Source organism: Variovorax sp. VNK109 (assembly GCF_049445855.1).
In the GTDB taxonomy this organism is placed as follows: domain Bacteria; phylum Pseudomonadota; class Gammaproteobacteria; order Burkholderiales; family Burkholderiaceae_C; genus JAGOCV01.
This window is the reverse complement of record NZ_JBMSDV010000002.1, coordinates 456,671-473,742: the sequence shown is the minus strand read 5'-3', so window position 1 is coordinate 473,742 and position 17,072 is coordinate 456,671. Positions and strand designations below refer to the sequence as shown.

The window sequence follows — 17,072 nt, the reverse complement described above, 5'->3', positions numbered from 1 at the left end:
CGCCGAATCGTCTTCCATGACTTTCGGAGAACTGAATGCTTTCGATTTTTCTTCGGCCTCTGGCCGTGGGAGCCTGTTGTCTGGCCTTCGCCAGCGCGTCTGTTGCGCAGACACCAGCTCCTGTTTCCCTCCGGGCCGCTGTTGATGCAGCCTGGAACCTGAGTCCCCAAGCCCGGTCGCAGCAGAACCGCCTGGCCGAACTCGATGCACGTCGCAATGCGGCCGCGTCATGGTTCTCGGGCCCTCCCGCGCTGACCCTCGCGCACCGGACCGATTCCGTCGGCACCAATGAAGGCCTGCGTGAGATGGAGGCCGAGATCTCGGCACCTGTGTGGTCACCTGCCGTGCGCAGGGCAACCTCGGCACAGGTCGATGCCGAGCGCAACACGCTCGAGTTGCAGGTATTGCGCGCACGCGCGGCACTCGCTGCCGACGTCCGGGATCTGGCCGCCCAGTTCGCACTCGCGCGCATCGAGCGTGACGTCGTGCAGCGCAAGCTGCAGGATACGCAGCAACTGGCCTCGGACATCAAGCGCCGCGTGGACGCTGGTGAAGTGGCACGCGTAGATCACCTGCAGGCGCTGGCCGCACAGCACCAATCGTCTACGGCGCTGGCACAGACTGAAGCAGCGCTCAATCGGCTACAGGCGCAATGGGCGGCACTCACCGGTCTTGCATCGGTCGCCTCACTTGAAGAGACTGAATCCACCCAATCCCAACCCCATCCTGAGCAACTTGCTGCTGAGGCGCAACTGCGCAGCGCCCAGGCCAACCTTGACCTGACCGCAGCAGACCGGCGCGACCCGATTGAACTCGGCGTGGGCATGACGCGCGAGCGCCCCACCGCCGGCGCGGGCAGCGAACGTTCCATCCGCTTCGTGGTTCGCATCCCGTTCGGATCTGAAAGTCGAAACGCACCCAAGCTCGCACTTGCACGCGCCGAGGTGGACGAAGCCCAGGCGCAGGCGCAGGCGGCCGCGCGCACCGTTGATGCCGAACGCAATGCCGCTCAGGCAGAGCTTGCAGCAACCCGGCGCGCGCAGTCTCTGGCTGCCGACCGGGAAACTCTCGCGCGCGAAGTGCATGGCCTCATCGCCAAGTCCTACCAGTTGGGCGAGAGCGACCTGCAGATTCGATTGCGCGCCGAAGCGGAGCGCTTCGACGCCGAACTCTCTCATGCGCGCGCCCGCGTCGAAACGCAGCGCGCCATCTCCAAACTCAACCAGGCCTTCGGGGTGCTTCCATGAATTTTTGCTCTTCCATCGGGGACGCCATCCGGCGCGCCTCACGCGTCACCATCACTCTTGTCGCCACGCTGCTGACCGCCATCGCGCTTCCTGCTTTCGCGGCCGGTGACCATGGTGAAGCGCCCGCCGCCTCGTCGGCACCGAGCAGCCCTCGCTTCAACACGCACTCCGACCTGTTCGAACTCGTAGGTGTGGTCGAGGGCGAGAAGCTCGTGCTGTTCCTCGACCGCTTTTCCAGCAACGAGCCCGTCACCAACGCAAAGATCGACTTCGAGGTCGGTGCCAGCAAAGGCACCGCCACAGCCCAGGAGGACGGCACCTATGCCGTGCAGTTGCCCGCGCTGAAGAACCCGGGCGAGCTGGATTTCTCGTTCGTCATCGACGCTGGCGGGGAAACCGATCTGCTGGCCGCGCATCTGGAGATCGGCGAAGTGCATGACGACCATGACGAGGCGGCAGCGCCGGCATGGCGCAAGTGGCTTGTCTACGGTGTGCCGGCGGCATTCGCTGCGCTCGTCCTGTTCTTCGTCGCCAGTCGCCGCAAGTCCGACAGCGCGCAACCCCAAGCCTGAGAGGCCGGTATGAAAAATTCCCGATTCATTCTTTCGATCCTTGCCGGCGCAGCCCTGATGGCAGCCAGCCCCTTCCCTGTCCTGGCCGCCCCGGGCCACGACCATGGCGACAGCGCACCGGCCGCCTCCGGCAATGCTCCCAAGCGGCTGCCTGACGGCAGCGTTTTCCTTCCCAAGGTGTCGCAACGCCAGTTGCTGGTGCGAACCCTTGTCACCGAAGAGAAGCAGCTCGCAAAATCGGTCGAGCTGACCGGTCGCGTCATCATGGACGCCAATGCCGGTGGGCGCGTTCAGCCGCTCCAACCCGGACGCATCGAGCCGGGCAGCCGTGGCCTGCCGCAACTGGGCCAGGCTGTTCGCAAGGGCGAGGTGCTTGCCGTCGTCCGTTCCTCGGCCGGCGCCATTGAGCAGGCCAATCAACAAGCCCAGGTGGCAGAACTGTCGTCCCAACTGGAACTTGCACGCCGCCGCGCGTCCCGCATGCAGCAGCTCGAAGGCTCCGTTCCGCAAAAGGAGATCGAGGCCGCACAAGCGGATGCCGCAAGCCTGCAGCAGCGTTTAGCTGCTGTGTCGCGCTCGGTGTCCGCCACGGAAACACTGGTTGCCCCCATCAGCGGCGTCATCTCGGCCGCGAACGTCGTGGCCGGTCAGGTAGTCGATGCCCGAGAAATCCTGTTCGAAGTCATCGATCCGTCCCGCCTCATGGTGGAGGCGCTGGTCTTCGACGTCGCGCTGTTGGACGACATCGCCTCGGCAAGCGCCACAGCGGCGGCCAATGTTTCTGTGCCCTTACAACTGGCAGGCGCTGGCCGGGCGCAGCGCGAAGGCGCGATCCCGCTGCAGTTCCGCACGCAAGGCGCCAAGGCGGTCCCGCTGTCGGTCAACCAGCCGGTCAAGGTGCTCGTCCAGACGCGCCAGCAGGTGAAGGGCGTGTCGCTGCCTGCGGCTGCCGTGGTGAAAAACCCCAGCAACCAGGACGCCGTCTGGGTCCACACCGGTGCGGAGACCTTCGTGTCGCGCACGGTGCGGGCCACACCACTGGATGGCGCGACCGTCGCAGTCGTCGATGGCCTCAAGCCGGGTGAGCGCGTCGTCGTGCAAGGCGCGGCGCTCATCAACCAGGTGCGATGAAGGACTCCCATGTTTGACAAACTGGTTCATTTTTCATTGCACAACCGGCTGATCGTCTCGATCGCCGCGATCGTGCTGATGCTCTACGGCGCTTTCACGCTCGTGCAGATGCCGGTGGACGTGTTCCCCGACCTCAACAAGCCCACCGTGACCCTGCAGGCAGAAGTCGGCGGGATGGCGCCCGAAGAAGTCGAGCAGCTCATCACCTTTCCGCTGGAGACCGCCATGGGCGGCATCCCGGGTGTAGAGAGCATCCGCTCGGTATCGAGCGTCGGCCTCGCCTTCGTCTACGTCACCTTCGACTGGAAGACCGACATCTACCGTGCGCGGCAGATGGTCGGTGAGCGCCTCGCCACCGCGCGCGAGCAGTTGCCGCCCGGCGTCGATCATGTGGCCATGGGCCCCATCAGCTCGGTCATGGGCGAGATCATGCTGGTGGCGCTGCCCATCGACCCGGAAAAGACGACACCCATGGCCGTGCGCGAGTATGCGGACTTTGTCGTGCGTCCTCGCCTGCTCACCATTCCCGGGGTCGCGCAGGTCATCCCGATCGGAGGCGAGGTGCGCCAGTACCAAGTGCAGCCGGACACGCAACGCATGGCCGCGCTGGGCATCACGCTGGAGAACCTCGAGCAGTCGCTCGCAGGTTTCTCGGCCAACACGAGCGGCGGTTTTCTGGAGCTCAACTCGCGTGAATACCTGATCCGCAACATCGGCCGCACCACGCGCATCGAAGACCTGCAACGACTGCCCGTCGCCTATCGCAACGGCCAGCCCATCAGCCTGAGTCAGGTTGCGTCGGTGGCGTTCGCGCCCGCCATCAAGCGGGGCGATGCCGGCTACAACGGCAAACCCGCCGTGGTTCTGGCCGTGCAGAAGCAGCCCGATGCAGACACGGTGAAACTGACCCAGACCGTCGAGCAGGCGCTCGATGCCTTCAGCAACAGCCTGCCCCCTGGCATGGGTAAGCCCATCGTCACCATGCGCCAGGCCAACTTCATCGAAGCCTCGGTGAACACACTGCAGGGCAAGTTCCTGATGGCCGCAGCAGTGGTCGCCATCGTGCTGTACGCCTTCCTGATGAACCTGCGTACGACGCTCATCGCACTCACCGCCATTCCGCTGTCGGTGATGATTACCGTACTCGTCTTCCAGTACTTCGGCTTCTCCATCAACACGATGACGCTGGGTGGCCTCACCATTGCCATCGGTGGCCTGGTCGACGATGCGGTGGTCGGGGTGGAGAACGTGCTGCGAAGGCTGAAGATCGACCGAACGGGAAGCGGCGGCGCGCGCATCGGGCCGCTGGAACTAATCGCTCGCGCAACACTGGAAGTGCGATCGGCCATCGTCTATGCGACGGTCATTATCGTGCTGGTGCTGCTGCCACTCTTCTTCCTGCCCGGCATCGAAGGCCGACTCATGCAGCCACTGGCCGTGGCGTACATCGTCTCGCTGCTCGCATCCATGATGGTGTCGGTCACCGTGACGCCGGTCATGTGCTACTACCTCCTGCCCAAGATTAAGGGGCTGGACCACGGCGACACCAAGGTGCAGGCGTGGGTGAAGTCGGGCTATGAGCGAGCACTCAAGCGCGTGCTGGCACTGCCCAACCGATGGATGATCGCGGGTTCCGTGGCCGTCGTGCTGGCGACTGCGGCAGTGCCCTTCTTCCCGACCACGTTCCTGCCGCCCTTCAACGAAGGTGTGGCCTTGGTCGGTCTGCGACTCAACCCGGGGACCACGCTGGCAGAGTCGACGCGCATCGGCGCGGTCGCAGAAAGCGCACTGCAGGCCGTCCCCGAGGTCGAGCACGTCGGCCGTCGCTCAGGTCGTGCCGAACTGGACGAGCATGCGGAGGGCGTGCATGTCTCTGAGTTGGATGTGAAGCTCAAGCGCAGTGACCGCAGTGTGGAAGAAATCTACGCTGACATGCGCAGCCGCATCGCCGCCCTGCCCGCTGCCATTGGCATCGGGCAGCCCATCAGCCACCGCATCGACCACATGCTCTCGGGCGTGCGGACGCAGATCGCCATCAAGATCTACGGTGATGACCTGGATGTGCTGCGCGGTCAGGCAGAAGCATTGCGCGAGAAGCTCGTCGCGATCAATGGCGTCGTCGACCTGGAGGTCGAGAAGCAGGTGCTCACGCCACAGATCAAGGTGACTGTGGACTACGACAAAGCCTTGGGGTACGGCATCGCACCATCGAAGCTGCTGCGAGAACTGCAGATGATGATCGACGGAGAACGCATCACCCAGATCGTGGAGGGCAGCCGCCGCTTTAACTTGGTGCTGCGCCTGCCCGAGACCGCACGCGGCATCGAAGGCCTGCGCAACATGATGATCGACACCCCCGGCGGTCGCGTTCCTCTGTCGCTGCTGGCATCGGTGGAAGAGACCGACGGCCCCAACCAGATCAGCCGCGACGACGGACGCAGGCGTATCGTGGTCTCGGCCAATGCGCAGGGCCGCGCGCTCAGCGATGTGGTGGCCGACATCCGCAACGTGAGCGCGCAGACGCAGATGCCGGAAGGCTACTTCGTCACCATTGGCGGACAGTTCCAGGCGCAGGAGGACGCGAGTCGCCTGATCGGCCTGCTCTCCATCGCTTCGGTGGTGCTGATCTTCCTGATCCTCTACTCGCGCTACAAGTCGGCCGTGCTGGCAACCATCATCATGGCCAACATTCCGTTGGCGCTGGTGGGCGCTGTGGTGGGCCTGTGGCTGTCGGGTCAGCCACTGTCGGTCGCCGCACTCGTGGGCTTCATCACGCTGGCGGGCATCGCCATCCGCAACGGCATCATGAAGGTGTCGCACTACATCAACCTGTGCGCCTACGAGAACGAGAACTTCGATGACAGGATGCTTGTGCGCGGCTCGCTGGAGCGGCTCACGCCGGTGCTGATGACGGCGCTGGTGGCGGCACTGGCGCTGGCGCCGCTGCTGTTCGAAGCCGATCAGCCCGGCACCGAGATCCTGAACCCCGTGGCCGTGGTCATTTTCTCGGGACTCATCACCTCGACGCTGCTCGACTCGTTCCTCACACCCGCGATGGTCAAGCTGTTCGGCCGCAAGCCGATTGAGCGGCTTGTCGACAACGCCTCGGGCAACGAAGCCTTCTGATTTCCAACCACAAACTACTTCAACAAGGAGTCACTCATGAAATTCATCCAGATGCTCGGCGCACTGACAGCCGCCATGGCCCTCGCAGGTGCGGCCCATGCTGCAGGCAGCCACGGCCACGAGCCCAAGCGCGGCGGGATCGTCGTGGAGACCAAGTCGCTGGACCTCGAGGTGGTGGCAAAGCCCGACCTCATCCAGATATACGCAGAAGACCACGGCAAGGCCGTCGATCTCGCGGGTGCCAAGGCGAAGGTGACGCTGCTGAACGGCACCGAGAAATCCGAAGTAGAACTCGTTCCCGTCGGCGACAAGCTCGAAGCCAAGGGCACATTCAAGATCGCAAAGGGCACCAAAGGTATTGCTACTGTCAACGTGCCAAAGCGAGCCGCCTCCACCGGCCGCTTCGAGGTGAAGTAGGGGTGAGTCGGTTGCGGGGAGATCGACATGGCTGAAGCGACGCCGCCGGACCGACACGGGGCAGGCTGGGCACTGTTGTTTTCTGCCTGGCTGATTGCGCTGTTCGCCTCGCTGGCGGTGCTGTTCGTCGGCGAGGTCATGGGACAGACCCCCTGCAATCTCTGCTGGTTCCAGCGTGCTTTCATGTTCCCGCTGGCGGTCGTGCTGGGCGTGGCGAGCTGGCGCGGCGACGCGTCAGTATGGCGCTACGGATTGCCTCTGGCCATCTGCGGCCTTCTGGTGGCGGGCTTCCATACCCTGTTGTACATGGGCGCCATCCCGGAACGCATCAAGCCCTGCAGCCAGGGAGGGGCCTGCACCGGCGCCGACATGACGGTGCTGGGCGGCTTGCCGCTGCCTGTGCTGGCGGTAGCCGCCTTCGGGGCCGTCCTCGTCCTCCTCCTGATGACCCGTTCAAGGACTCACCGATGACCCGACGCAACACCATCGTCCTCCTCACCGCGCTGGTTGCGCTGGCCTCGTTCGCCGCTGCCGTCCTTCTCTACCAGCACCATGACCGACAGAAGGCAGCCGAGCAGGCCGCCGCCAGTTTCAACGTCATGGTGCGGGAGCATTCTCCCGTTGTAGGACCTGCCAACGCCTCCGTGACCATAGTCGAGTTCTTCGATCCGGCGTGCGAAGCCTGCCGGGCATTTCACCCCTATGTGAAGCATATCCTGGCGGCCTATCCCAAGGAGGCACGCCTGGTGATCCGATACGTACCCTTCCATCGGGAGCCCTCCGTGGCCGGGGTGCAGGTTCTCGAAGCGGCGCGCCAGCAAAACCTGTTCGAGCCTGTCATGGACGCCTTGATGGAATCTCAGCCCGTCTGGGCCAGCCACAACAACCCGGCCACCGAGCGAATTTGGGGCTTTGCCAGCGCTGCCGGACTCGATCTGGAGAAGGCCGCCGCTTACCTGAAGACCGGGGCGGTGAACAAAGTGCTTGAGCAAGACATGGCCGATCTCCAGGCGGTGGGCGTGCGTGCGACGCCGACCTTCTTCGTCAACGGAAAACCGCTGCCCGAGCCCGACCCACGAAGGCTGCTGAAAATGGTCGAAGGGGAGGTGGAGCGGTCTCGCCGCACTCGGTGAAAGTCCGACGCTGGAAAGTTAAGAAATCTGCCGGAACGTGAGGTTAACGCGAGGACCCATGCGTCGCGTTGATTTTGCGATGCCGTGCTTCCAATTCTTCTGCGTATCACCTTGCATCAACAGCAGGCTGCCGGAAGGTAGTGGCAGGCTCGCGGATTGCACAGGAGAAGTTTTGGACTTGAACGCAAATACGCGCTCCTCTCCAACGCTAAGAGACGCAATCACGGGCCGAGGTCCAAGCTCCGGCTCGTCATCGCTATGTAGGCCCATGCTGTCCCGTTCGCTGCGATAGTAGTTCAGCAGGACGCTGTTGAACCGCACCAAACAAGCGGCTTCGACCTGTTCTCGCAGGGCATCAAGTTCCCCCGTCCAGGGCAGTGGGCTCATGGCAATCCCCGAGTAGGTGTACTTCTTACCAAGATCACCAAACCAAGCGATCAGGCGAGGTTGAGGATGCCGCTTTCCCCACACCACAATTTCCTCAGCCCTCCATGGTGTGTTCTCGATCAAATCTACGAGCACCGCTTGTGCGCGGGTCGGTGGCAGGAAGTCGCGCCAAATCTGCACGTCGCCTCCTTCAAGAGGCAGACGTTCAAACGACGATCGCTCGCTAAATAAATCAGCTGTCACAGTTTCTGTAGGACCCGATAGCTCAGCGGTGTCTTCAGCTTGGGCTGTTGCCCGAACTTGTTGAGATAGTCACCCAACTCGGATTTCTGTTCATTTCCACGAGGCCAAACCCAACTGTTGGTCGCCTCCACTATGCACTTAAGACCCTCAGCCTTCCACAAGGCGTCGAAGTAGTTGTTGAAACTGTCATGGCCATTGTCGTCATAGAGAAACAGGGCGCCTGACTTCGCGTTCTTGAAGAGCGTCTTCCAGAAGGTAGAGACAACGCCACCGCTATCAAGCGATTTCACCTCCGACACGAAGTAGCTCATCGTAAAAAGGTCCGCCTGCAAGAATTTCTTCTGCTGAGCCCATGAGTCCGGATCAGTGACATCGAGCGGTTGAAAGTTGGCGTGCAAAACCAGATCCGTCTTCAATGAATCGTCGAGTTCGGTCCAAGTATCTGCCCAAGCCTGCTCTCGATCCAGCAAATAGCACGTCACCTTAGACACCTTCTCGACGTGCTTGTTTTCATCTAAATAGCGAAGCACGCCTACGATGTCACTTCCGGGTCCACCACCCACACAAGAGACCCGGATGTTTTCAGCGCCAAAAATCGGCTTCCTTTGCTTCTGCAATGCTTCAAGCACTTGGACCACATAGTCGCTGTGAGAAGCAACGTATTTGTAGACGTATGCGAATCGCGTAGCAGGATCTTTGTAATCCACAGCCGCACGACCCGGTGTGTTCAGACCGCTGTAGCTCTTAGCAAGGTATTCGATACATGCGGCAATTGTGGCGTCCGCCTTCTTCCCATGCTCTGCTTGGGCTTCGGCATACAGGCTATCAAGGGCCACCTTAACAAGTTCAAAGCTGGTCATTCCATGTCCTCGATTGTTTATTTCGTCGAGAACTAAATGTACTTCCTTTGACTTAAATCATCTCCAATCGCTCGTTACCCTGGTCACTGAGGCTCGTCATGCGCTCTTTACGGCAGCGACCTTCGTCAGCCTACTGAGAGTGGAACGAGACGCGCCGGTGGCGCTGCAGACATCGCTCCATGACATACCACCCTTGAGCATCGCCAAGATCGACTGATTGCGCTGATCATCCGCGCGCCGGCCTCGATACTTTCCTGCGGCCTTCGCCTTCTGTATTCCCTGTGCAGCGCGACGACGGCGATCTTCGTAGTCCTTCCGAGCGATTGCCGCGAGCATGTCCAGCATCATGCTGTTGAGTGCATCCATAAGGCGCTGCGTAAGCTGGTCACCCGTGCTGGCGAGCTGCCACGATGTGGGCAAGTCCAAGGCTACTACCCTCACCTTCTTCTCGTGCAACATGGTCTTTAAAATGTCCCAGTCGGCTGCGTTTAGCCGGGAGAGCCTGTCAACCTGCTCAATCAGCAGCACGTCGCCAGGGTGGCTTTCCTCCAGGAGACGGAACAGCTCAGGGCGACTCAAGCTGGCCCCAGATTCGTGCTCGATGTAGAACGCCGCGATTCGGATCTGGCGCTCCTTGGCGAACGCCCTCAGCTCCGCCTGCGCCTGCCCGGCATCTTGCTCCGACTTAGACGCTCTCAGGTATGCCCGGACCAACATGGTCACTCCAGTTCGGTTTAGGTGGTTCCAATAATAGTGGTTCGATTTAAATGGCGCAACCGTCTTATCGAACCAATTCGTTTCCGGTTCGGTTTGGGCATACCAGAACCGAACCGTCCACGCGTCGGCGCAGCGCAACTTTGTCGAACTGCGTAATGAGTAGCGGCTCGTCACGCGATCCGACTGAATAGCAAAGTAGGGAGGAGACGGATGTAGAGGAAACTCTTAATATCGACGACCCACTGAAAGTATCAGCTTCCTCCAATGGTCACAGACTCCGCGCCGTCACATACCGAGCTATTCGCAATAGCGTCCCGCCTACATAAAGACGGTGAGCATGCGCTCAGCGCCGAGGTGCCGCCCTCGTCAGCACTGACGTCTACCGATCTGCCCGAAGGCGTGTCACTGAAGGATGGTCGCGTGACTTTTGCTTCCACCAGCGTGCGCAACTCTTTCATTGCAAATTCGATTTTCTCGTCCATTTCTACGCCCGTGCTGGACACAGATGCTCTATTTGAGTTCGCGCAGAAGCTGTGGAACAGCGAGATCGGCGAAAAGGATCAAGCCTCAGGGCGGCTCTTGGCGATGGCGATGCCTGAGCAAGATGTCGTCAGGCTGGCGGCCCATCACATTCGCTCCGGTTCCCCCGCCTTCGCAGTGTTGCAGTTGGTGTGTTCTGCCCTGCCTTACATTAAGGATGTCGCTCCCCATTCGTTCATAGACCTGCTCAGTGCGCGGCATGAAGCGAACGACCACGACTTAGCCAGCAGCGCCATCTACGAGTCGATTGCAAGCTGGCTAATGACTCGCGACAGAAGCTTGCAGCTGCAATTGCACGATGCCGCTGTTCAGCACGGCGAGGACTCAGTCGCACCCCTGATCTGCTGCTCTGTCATGGCGCTGGCAAAAGCGGACTTCAATGCAGCAATCGCGCTGGCGAGAACGGACGCTCACGCCGGACGTACCAGTCAATCACAGCAAGGAATTTGGACGCTCGGTCGCTTAATCCACGAAGGTATCGAGCATGGACATCCTTACGACAACGCGGCTCTCGAACTCTCGAAACTGATCGAACTTCCGCCGAATGGTGGCCGTACCCACGCCATCAGGGCAGCCGGGCTCGCATTTCACGTTACCTCTGCCTTTGACGATCTTCTACTTCGCCTCGCCGGCGCAGAGGATCAAGATGTTCTCGAGGTCCTCGCACAAAGTCTATTTCTTCATGGCAAAGATCTTCAGGCGCGCGGGATAGTGGCTCGCCTACTGATGCACATGCCCGCCTTAGCGCCGGAAAGTGTGGGCGGCCTTCGCTCACTCGACCATTCTCTGGCGCGTCTTCTTGGTGACGTAGACCACCGCATACTTGCCGCAACTACGCTGACGCATTGGATCGGCCGGCATCCAATAACATCCGAACGACCAGTAAACGATCTATTTTCTGACACGGCACGAAAACTGCCGACGCATCCAACAGTCTGGGGACCACTACTAACGCGATGGCTACTCAGCGAGCAATCGGTCTATGCGGATGCGGCCTCACGATTTCTGCGTGTGCCAGATGTAGAGGAGCGACAGCCACCGCCTCTCGACATCGATCAGCTTGATGAACTTGATCGCGATGGCATCGTCTTCTTAGCAAGGCGTCTGGTGGGCTTTGTCCTTGATCGCTCTCAGCTTACTTCTCTCGCGCTCTCCCTGCTCCGTTCTCGCGATGCGGCCGAACGCATCTTTCCGATTGCACATGACCTCTTGGTTGAGCAAATCGGTTACGACTATCCAGGTCGGACTATTGAAGCCGCACGAGAAGCTGCGAACCGGGAGAACTGTCCACAAGCTGAAGCACAATTTTTACGGCAAGTTGTTCAGGCCATTGAAGCTGTTGTCCAAGCACGAGAGGCCCTGCCCGACAGGAATGAGTTTCGCCCGCCGGCTGAGTTGCGTCGACTCTTCTCGCGTGCCCGTGCCCGTCAGATGGACGATTCTTTTGAGAGAGCGAGCCGCAACTCTATATGGCGACAAATCTCCTCGCAAGTGACCATCAAGGCTGGAGCAACGACGTTCAGCTTTCATGACGATGGCCTCGATACAAAAATAGAACTCAAGTCCGTTTCACACAGCGTCGAGTTGCCAGCACGACTCGCAACGGACCCAATAGGAAACGACATTCGCCTGCACCTGTTCCGCGGTGCGAGGCGGGGGCAATCATGAAGCTCATCATCAGCCAGTTCCTACGCACGCTACGCGAGCGCAATGAGTTCGACCAGCTCCTTCCCGACCTTTGTCTTGCGATGGGATACGTACCGCTATCTAAGCCTCAAACCGGAGTGCGACAGTTTGGAGTAGACCTCGCAGTCGTTGGGACATCGCCGGTCGACGGTGCCCAAGAGATGCTGCTCTTTGTCATTAAGCAAGGTGATATTGGTCGCAGAGAATGGGCGAAAGACGATCCGACGGCGGTGCGTCCAAGTCTTGAAGAAGTCGTTGATGCGTACCTTTCTAAAATGGTTGGACCTGAGCACGCAAGTTTCCGCAAAACTGTGGTGTTGGCCACATCTGGCGATCTGAAGCAGGAAGTCGAATTGAACTGGAACGGGTTCAAAGCCAGATACATCAGCCAAGCTGGATTCGATTTTTGGGGCGCGGATCGCGTCGCGGCGCTGGTCGAACAGTACATGCTCGATGAAAACCTGTTTGCTGCTCAAGACCGCTCCGACCTGCGCAAGGCATTGGCTTTATCCGGAGAGATTGACTATGACTTCGCCGACCTCAGCCGCCTCTTGCTGCGGCAATTGGGGCTCAAGGCCGATGGGACGCTGGCGCGTCCAGCTGAAAATTCGCAAGTGTTGCTGAAGGCGCTTCGACGCGCCCATCTGGCTTCACAGATATGCGTCCAATGGGCTTTAACCGATGGCGATTCGCGCCAAGCACTTTGGATATGCGAACGCACGTTGCTCTGGTCGTGGCATCGGGTGCAACTGTGCCAAAAGAAGGATCGTGAGATCTTGAATCCTGCCCTCGCTGGGCTTTGGGGAGCGTATGTGGCTACGGCAGGTCGCTATTACGAGGCGGTAGCACCAGCTTTTCATGTTCGTGATGGGATGGCCGGCTACAGTAGCGAGGGCGCTTCTTTCTCGATTGTTCTTTTTCAGCATATCGGCCTGATGGGCTCCATTGGCCTTGGCTGTGCTATGAGGTTACCAAGTAACGAGCAAGAAGCTGACGTCATGCAACGAGAGGTGAACGCGCTGGCCGATGGATTGACTGCTTTGCTGGATAACCATTCCGCCAGCGGCTCGCCGCGTATGGACAACCACATAATTGACATCACCCTCGCACTCATGTTTCTCATGGTCGCAGGTCGTCAAGATAGGGCATCTCAATGGGTGCAAGAGATCGTGAAACGCGTAGATATCGCCTTCCGCTCCGACAATGGTTTTCCAGTTTCTACTGACTCGCTGGAGGATCTCGTCGAACTCGCAGTTGGCTCAGGGGAGCCTCGCCTACTTGAGCGGCTGCGGCAAACATCTTGGACGTTGGCCACGCTTGCAGCTTGGTGTGTCATCCTGAAGTTGGAAAAACACTACGAGTTACTACGCCGACACCTCAAAACAGGAGACTACGGGTCAGTCACGGCGCAGCTATGGCATCCGACTTTGGATTGGGCAGTCAGTTGGTACGTTGGTCGCGCATTGGATACTGGCCACTCTGAGGCACCGTATAACCTACCAGCCACGACCGACGAGCTACGTCAGCGGATCACACGATTTCTGGAGATAAAAGACTATCAGTGGACTGAGCAGTCTCCAGCCGTGGAAGTTGGCCTTGGTGCGCTGGACTTCATCGCCACACGTCATTTTCGCTATCCTGTGCCAGCCTCAAGCTGGTATCGATTCGCGCTGCCCGATGCCACGCAATCAGAGGAATCAGCGCAAAGAACGGGCGAATAGGCGGCATCTCCGCAGGAACGATAGAGGGCAGTGAAGAATGTTACGGCGGTGTCCTACATTCGACGCTGGCGACCTGCTTCACACTCTGATCACCCTCCCCTGGGGTGGCTACCGCCCCAAGCTCTCGACCCCATGCAGTTACGGCTTCGTGGGGTCCTTTTTTAGCAGTGCCTCCTTTCAACGACTTGTCCTATGGATCGCTGGAACGACTCACTTGAACAATGGCATCAAGCCCATCGCGCTGCTTCGGACCTGAAGAACCTGGTGTTCCAGGCCGAGATTGCGAAAGCACAGAGCGTTGGCCCCGGCCCATCAAACGAGCAGTTGCAGGCAGCTCAGGCTGCCATCGAGCGCGAGCAGTTGCTTTACGAGTCAGCGATGAAGGCGTTCGGAGTATCCGGATTGAACATTGCGCGAACGGGTGCAAGCATCCATCCAATGATTTCACCCAACTGATTTCGTGAGGAAATCGAAGTGGCAGAGAGCGAACCCATCAACGGATCTCTAACCATCGAGATTGGCAGTCACAGGCTGCCTGCGAGTTACATCGGCCACTACCAAGTTGGGCACCATGATGGCAAAGATATGGTGGAATTCATAGGAGCCATCCATGTTCTGGGCAACGAGATGCCCTGCCGCACTACGCTTCTCTGCGAGCTGCCACGCAGCGAAGATGGAAAGCTGCACAGTTCGGTGACCTCAGCCGCTATCGGACAACTCATCGAATCGTCACTGATCCACCGCTTTACTGGTGCCGAACCAGGCAGTTGAGCCATGGGCGCGAGGGCTGTCCGCAAAATGGCCGCGTTTATCGAATGTCACGCCACTCCGTGATCAGCTGATGAGCCTGCTACTCTGCCGGTCGTCACCAACCCAATTCCATGAGACGTCTATCGAGAACCCTCGTAAGCTTCCAGAAAATCATCCTGCATGGGCTTCACCCTCGACGTCGCGGCAGCCTTCAAGCTATCGGACCATGCTGGCTCCTTCACCCGGGCGGCCAGCACCTCGACGCAGGGCTCCGCTCCCTTGCCAAGCGCCTTGGGCTGCACCTCTGCCACCACCGTGCCACCCGGTGCGATGTTGGCCAGAATGCTGAATATCTCGTAGAAGCCCCTGCAGCCCTCGCCAAGCACCGCATGTCCACCGACCAGTACCCGTGCATACGTGACAATCTTCTTGGTTCCCTGATCGCCATTCCGCAAAGAGATCCGCGTCATCCCATCCCGTGATTCAACCTTGGTCACTTCGAGCACGGCGTCATCAGCCACCTGCCCGTACTGCTGGTCGTACTTTGAGCGGGTCTCGGCCACGAACTGCTTCTGCTTGCCCTCACATGCCTGCCGCACCGAGCGTGCTGCCGCATCGTTGGCAACCCCCGCCATGTTCTTCAAGATGCAGTCATCGTAGACCGTGCGTGGCGGCACGGTTCGGGGCTCTCGCTTCTTGGTAGCCGCGCTGATATCGGCATAGATGGGAACCTTGGGACCAAGTGCCGCCCTGATCATTGCCTCCTCCTCGGCCGTGAGCGCGTGCGCCGCAGGTAATGCAAGCAGAGTCACGAGTCCAGAAGTCAGTACGGATCGAATGGAGATCATGGGGCGATCAGGGACAGGAGAAGGCTTCAGCCTGGTAGTCCATCGTGCCCAGGAACCAGTCCGTTTCTTCCTTGATGAGCACAAACGCATTCGCGCCATGCGAAGCAACGGCGTTTCTGATGTTGGTCTCCCCGATGGCCTTCAGAACTGTGGTTGTCTTGCCAGTCGTCATTTCACGCTGGTTGTACTGGACCACCCTGACGAACCTGCAGTCTTTGGCTTGGTCACGGGTAATCGCCCGCACTCGCGCTCCAGCTTCTGAGAGAGGCGGTGGGCTCGCGCAGCCCAAAAGCATTGCCACAACCACGAATACGCCGCCATGGTTGAACAGTTGGAATCGATTGATATCCGTAGTCATTTCCAGCCCCTCAGTGAAGTTGTGTTTGGTCTTGCTCAAGGAGCAATTTATACGAATTAGTGTTTATGTGAATTAGAGCATACGAGTAACAGTCAGGCAGTGACTCGTTCGACGCTTTCTCAGAAATTCGGTGCTGTGGTGCGCGAGCTTCGGATCGAAGCTGGCCTCAGTCAGGTCGAGTTCGGGGAGCGATGCGGCTTCTATCAAACCTATTTAAGCCGCGTAGAACGGGGACAGGCTAACCCCACCCTCAACGCCATGGACGTCATCGCGAATGCTCTCGGCATGACCGTTTTCGATCTTTTTGAGCTGGTCCGCTTGAGGAAGTAGCCCGTCATTGCGTTATGCCTTGACTTGATTGCCGCGCCGGTCGCTGAGACCACAGGTTGTACTGCCACGCGAACCACATTAGATCGATGAGCAGATGCCCGGCCGGGGCCCTGTTCCCGGACAACCGGCAATCACTTAGTTCCCACTGGCCCCAGATGCGGTCAGGGCCAAGCATGCCGTGCTCAGGCGCGCTGCGTGACAGCTCCAGTGTCATCGCACGGCGACCGTCTCTTCGTACTGAGAAGAACCTGCTGGGGTTGCGCGCATTGCAAAGTGCCCGCAGATCAAACAGGCAGTGCGACATCGCATCTCCTTCGATCCACAGGTCACCCGGCGTGGTCAGGGGGACGATCTCGTAGCCACGCCAGGCCACCCGGCCACAGTGGAAATGCCAGGTCGAATCGCCGTCGTTGGCCTGGGCTCCGCGCGCATGCCAGTCGACGGCGCGCCGCACGAGCGCGTGCCACTGGTTGGCCTCAGACAGCTGGATGCGCAGACGAGCAGCCCAACGCGCGACCAGCATCAGGTGACTGGGGCGAGCATCCCCAGCTCGCGCAGCGATGCGCAGAAGAATCAGGTCTTGCTCCGCTGCCGGCAGCCTGGGCAGCCTGGAGACATAGACGCGGGAATTGGCCAGCAGGACGTCGAGCAAGCTGCCCTTGGGCAGGCGCTGCCAGCCAGCACGGACCAGAGCATTCACGAATTCGTACCACTGGACAGTCGAGATTGATGGGTACTCGGCCAGCACCTCCATATCCGCCTGAGGAGAGCGGCACAGCAGCCGCCAGCTCGACGGCGGCACACTTGCCCGAACCAGGCTGGCACCGTGCTCGTCTATGTGGGAGATGAATCCGTCGCGCGCAGCTAACTGCAAGGTCGCATAGGCGGCGCTGGATTGGAAGGTGATCGGGGATGCGGGCATAGAACCTCGGACTGTTGTCCGGGTTGTGAGGCTTGACCATCAAGCCCCCGGTATGCCCCGTAGGCGGACTATCTCAGACCTACC

Annotated in this window: 18 protein-coding genes; 12 read left to right on the top strand and 6 right to left on the bottom strand. The window is 60.0% G+C overall.

What is annotated here, in order from left to right; genetic code table 11:
• Nucleotides 1-35 precede the first annotated feature (35 nt).
• Genes ACO2Q9_RS09830 through ACO2Q9_RS09800 form a run of 7 tightly spaced genes read left to right on the top strand, consistent with a single transcriptional unit; the run spans nucleotide 36 to nucleotide 7,626 of the window.
• Nucleotides 36-1,247, top strand: coding sequence for a TolC family protein (locus tag ACO2Q9_RS09830; protein WP_423310724.1), 1,212 nt, complete (start codon nucleotides 36-38; stop codon nucleotides 1,245-1,247).
• Entirely contained in the window at nucleotides 1,244-1,819 is a 576-nt protein-coding gene (locus ACO2Q9_RS09825) for a hypothetical protein (protein WP_423310722.1), read from the top strand. The genes ACO2Q9_RS09830 and ACO2Q9_RS09825 overlap by 4 nt, the downstream gene beginning before the upstream one ends.
• A 9-nt stretch (nucleotides 1,820-1,828) precedes the next feature.
• Complete coding sequence (locus ACO2Q9_RS09820) at nucleotides 1,829-2,950, top strand: efflux RND transporter periplasmic adaptor subunit (protein WP_423310720.1); 1,122 nt, start codon at nucleotides 1,829-1,831, stop codon at nucleotides 2,948-2,950.
• Nucleotides 2,951-2,959: 9 nt separating this feature from the next.
• The gene (locus tag ACO2Q9_RS09815) at nucleotides 2,960-6,076 is read left to right on the top strand and encodes an efflux RND transporter permease subunit (protein WP_423310718.1); all 3,117 of its coding nucleotides are present in this window, start codon (nucleotides 2,960-2,962) and stop codon (nucleotides 6,074-6,076) included.
• Nucleotides 6,077-6,112: 36 nt separating this feature from the next.
• Nucleotides 6,113-6,493, top strand: coding sequence for a hypothetical protein (locus ACO2Q9_RS09810; protein ID WP_423310716.1), 381 nt, complete (start codon nucleotides 6,113-6,115; stop codon nucleotides 6,491-6,493).
• A 27-nt stretch (nucleotides 6,494-6,520) separates the two neighbouring features.
• On the top strand, nucleotides 6,521-6,964 hold the full coding sequence (locus tag ACO2Q9_RS09805; RefSeq protein ID WP_423310714.1) for a disulfide bond formation protein B: 444 nt from the start codon (nucleotides 6,521-6,523) through the stop codon (nucleotides 6,962-6,964).
• Nucleotides 6,961-7,626: a DsbA family protein gene (locus ACO2Q9_RS09800; RefSeq protein ID WP_423310712.1), complete on the top strand. Its 666-nt coding sequence runs from the start codon at nucleotides 6,961-6,963 to the stop codon at nucleotides 7,624-7,626. Before ACO2Q9_RS09805 ends, ACO2Q9_RS09800 begins: the two co-directional genes overlap by 4 nt.
• A gap of 18 nt (nucleotides 7,627-7,644) precedes the next feature.
• On the opposite strand, the gene ACO2Q9_RS09795 is transcribed toward ACO2Q9_RS09800, so the two are convergent.
• The 3 genes from ACO2Q9_RS09795 to ACO2Q9_RS09785 form a co-directional block, all read right to left on the bottom strand.
• A complete protein-coding gene (locus ACO2Q9_RS09795) occupies nucleotides 7,645-8,193 on the bottom strand; it encodes an alpha-ketoglutarate-dependent dioxygenase AlkB family protein (RefSeq protein ID WP_423310709.1) in 549 nt (182 codons plus the stop codon).
• Between the two features lie 59 nt (nucleotides 8,194-8,252).
• Entirely contained in the window at nucleotides 8,253-9,116 is an 864-nt protein-coding gene (locus ACO2Q9_RS09790; protein WP_423310707.1) for a hypothetical protein, read from the bottom strand.
• 96 nt (nucleotides 9,117-9,212) lie between these two features.
• Nucleotides 9,213-9,833, bottom strand: coding sequence for a recombinase family protein (locus ACO2Q9_RS09785; protein ID WP_423310705.1), 621 nt, complete (start codon nucleotides 9,831-9,833; stop codon nucleotides 9,213-9,215).
• Between the two features lie 264 nt (nucleotides 9,834-10,097).
• Between ACO2Q9_RS09785 and ACO2Q9_RS09780 the strand changes: the two genes are divergently transcribed.
• The 4 genes from ACO2Q9_RS09780 (at nucleotide 10,098) to ACO2Q9_RS09765 (ending at nucleotide 14,551) form a co-directional block, all read left to right on the top strand.
• Nucleotides 10,098-12,041 carry a hypothetical protein gene (locus ACO2Q9_RS09780; RefSeq protein WP_423310703.1) on the top strand — a complete coding sequence of 648 codons (1,944 nt, stop codon included), beginning with the start codon at nucleotides 10,098-10,100 and terminating at the stop codon, nucleotides 12,039-12,041.
• Entirely contained in the window at nucleotides 12,038-13,780 is a 1,743-nt protein-coding gene (locus ACO2Q9_RS09775; protein WP_423310701.1) for a hypothetical protein, read from the top strand. Before ACO2Q9_RS09780 ends, ACO2Q9_RS09775 begins: the two co-directional genes overlap by 4 nt.
• A 192-nt stretch (nucleotides 13,781-13,972) precedes the next feature.
• Nucleotides 13,973-14,236 (top strand): hypothetical protein, encoded by a 264-nt coding sequence (locus ACO2Q9_RS09770; protein WP_423310699.1) that lies wholly within the window; start codon nucleotides 13,973-13,975, stop codon nucleotides 14,234-14,236.
• An 18-nt stretch (nucleotides 14,237-14,254) separates the two neighbouring features.
• The gene (locus ACO2Q9_RS09765; protein WP_423310697.1) at nucleotides 14,255-14,551 is read left to right on the top strand and encodes a hypothetical protein; all 297 of its coding nucleotides are present in this window, start codon (nucleotides 14,255-14,257) and stop codon (nucleotides 14,549-14,551) included.
• Between the two features lie 119 nt (nucleotides 14,552-14,670).
• Here the strand turns inward: ACO2Q9_RS09765 and ACO2Q9_RS09760 are convergent, their stop codons facing one another.
• Both ACO2Q9_RS09760 and ACO2Q9_RS09755 read right to left on the bottom strand, forming a co-directional pair.
• Nucleotides 14,671-15,378, bottom strand: coding sequence for a hypothetical protein (locus ACO2Q9_RS09760; RefSeq protein WP_423310695.1), 708 nt, complete (start codon nucleotides 15,376-15,378; stop codon nucleotides 14,671-14,673).
• 7 nt (nucleotides 15,379-15,385) lie between these two features.
• Nucleotides 15,386-15,775 (bottom strand): hypothetical protein, encoded by a 390-nt coding sequence (locus ACO2Q9_RS09755; protein WP_423310693.1) that lies wholly within the window; start codon nucleotides 15,773-15,775, stop codon nucleotides 15,386-15,388.
• A 60-nt stretch (nucleotides 15,776-15,835) separates the two neighbouring features.
• Here ACO2Q9_RS09755 and ACO2Q9_RS09750 point away from each other — a divergent pair, with 60 nt between their 5' ends.
• Nucleotides 15,836-16,066, top strand: coding sequence for a helix-turn-helix domain-containing protein (locus ACO2Q9_RS09750; RefSeq protein WP_423310691.1), 231 nt, complete (start codon nucleotides 15,836-15,838; stop codon nucleotides 16,064-16,066).
• A 4-nt stretch (nucleotides 16,067-16,070) separates the two neighbouring features.
• Here ACO2Q9_RS09750 and ACO2Q9_RS09745 read toward each other — a convergent pair whose 3' ends face one another.
• Nucleotides 16,071-16,988 carry a hypothetical protein gene (locus tag ACO2Q9_RS09745; RefSeq protein ID WP_423310689.1) on the bottom strand — a complete coding sequence of 306 codons (918 nt, stop codon included), beginning with the start codon at nucleotides 16,986-16,988 and terminating at the stop codon, nucleotides 16,071-16,073.
• Nucleotides 16,989-17,072 lie beyond the last annotated feature (84 nt).

Bases quoted from the DNA above. Each gene is read 5' to 3' on its own strand.
- ACO2Q9_RS09830 (WP_423310724.1), top strand. From the start codon at position 36: ATGCTTTCGATTTTTCTTCGGCCTCTGGCCGTGGGAGCCTGTTGTCTG.
- ACO2Q9_RS09825 (WP_423310722.1), top strand. From the start codon at position 1,244: ATGAATTTTTGCTCTTCCATCGGGGACGCCATCCGGCGCGCCTCACGC.
- ACO2Q9_RS09820 (WP_423310720.1), top strand. From the start codon at position 1,829: ATGAAAAATTCCCGATTCATTCTTTCGATCCTTGCCGGCGCAGCCCTG.
- ACO2Q9_RS09815 (WP_423310718.1), top strand. From the start codon at position 2,960: ATGTTTGACAAACTGGTTCATTTTTCATTGCACAACCGGCTGATCGTC.
- ACO2Q9_RS09810 (WP_423310716.1), top strand. From the start codon at position 6,113: ATGAAATTCATCCAGATGCTCGGCGCACTGACAGCCGCCATGGCCCTC.
- ACO2Q9_RS09805 (WP_423310714.1), top strand. From the start codon at position 6,521: ATGGCTGAAGCGACGCCGCCGGACCGACACGGGGCAGGCTGGGCACTG.
- ACO2Q9_RS09800 (WP_423310712.1), top strand. From the start codon at position 6,961: ATGACCCGACGCAACACCATCGTCCTCCTCACCGCGCTGGTTGCGCTG.
- ACO2Q9_RS09790 (WP_423310707.1), bottom strand. From the start codon at position 9,116: ATGACCAGCTTTGAACTTGTTAAGGTGGCCCTTGATAGCCTGTATGCC.
- ACO2Q9_RS09785 (WP_423310705.1), bottom strand. From the start codon at position 9,833: ATGTTGGTCCGGGCATACCTGAGAGCGTCTAAGTCGGAGCAAGATGCC.
- ACO2Q9_RS09780 (WP_423310703.1), top strand. From the start codon at position 10,098: ATGGTCACAGACTCCGCGCCGTCACATACCGAGCTATTCGCAATAGCG.
- ACO2Q9_RS09775 (WP_423310701.1), top strand. From the start codon at position 12,038: ATGAAGCTCATCATCAGCCAGTTCCTACGCACGCTACGCGAGCGCAAT.
- ACO2Q9_RS09770 (WP_423310699.1), top strand. From the start codon at position 13,973: ATGGATCGCTGGAACGACTCACTTGAACAATGGCATCAAGCCCATCGC.
- ACO2Q9_RS09760 (WP_423310695.1), bottom strand. From the start codon at position 15,378: ATGATCTCCATTCGATCCGTACTGACTTCTGGACTCGTGACTCTGCTT.
- ACO2Q9_RS09745 (WP_423310689.1), bottom strand. From the start codon at position 16,988: ATGCCCGCATCCCCGATCACCTTCCAATCCAGCGCCGCCTATGCGACC.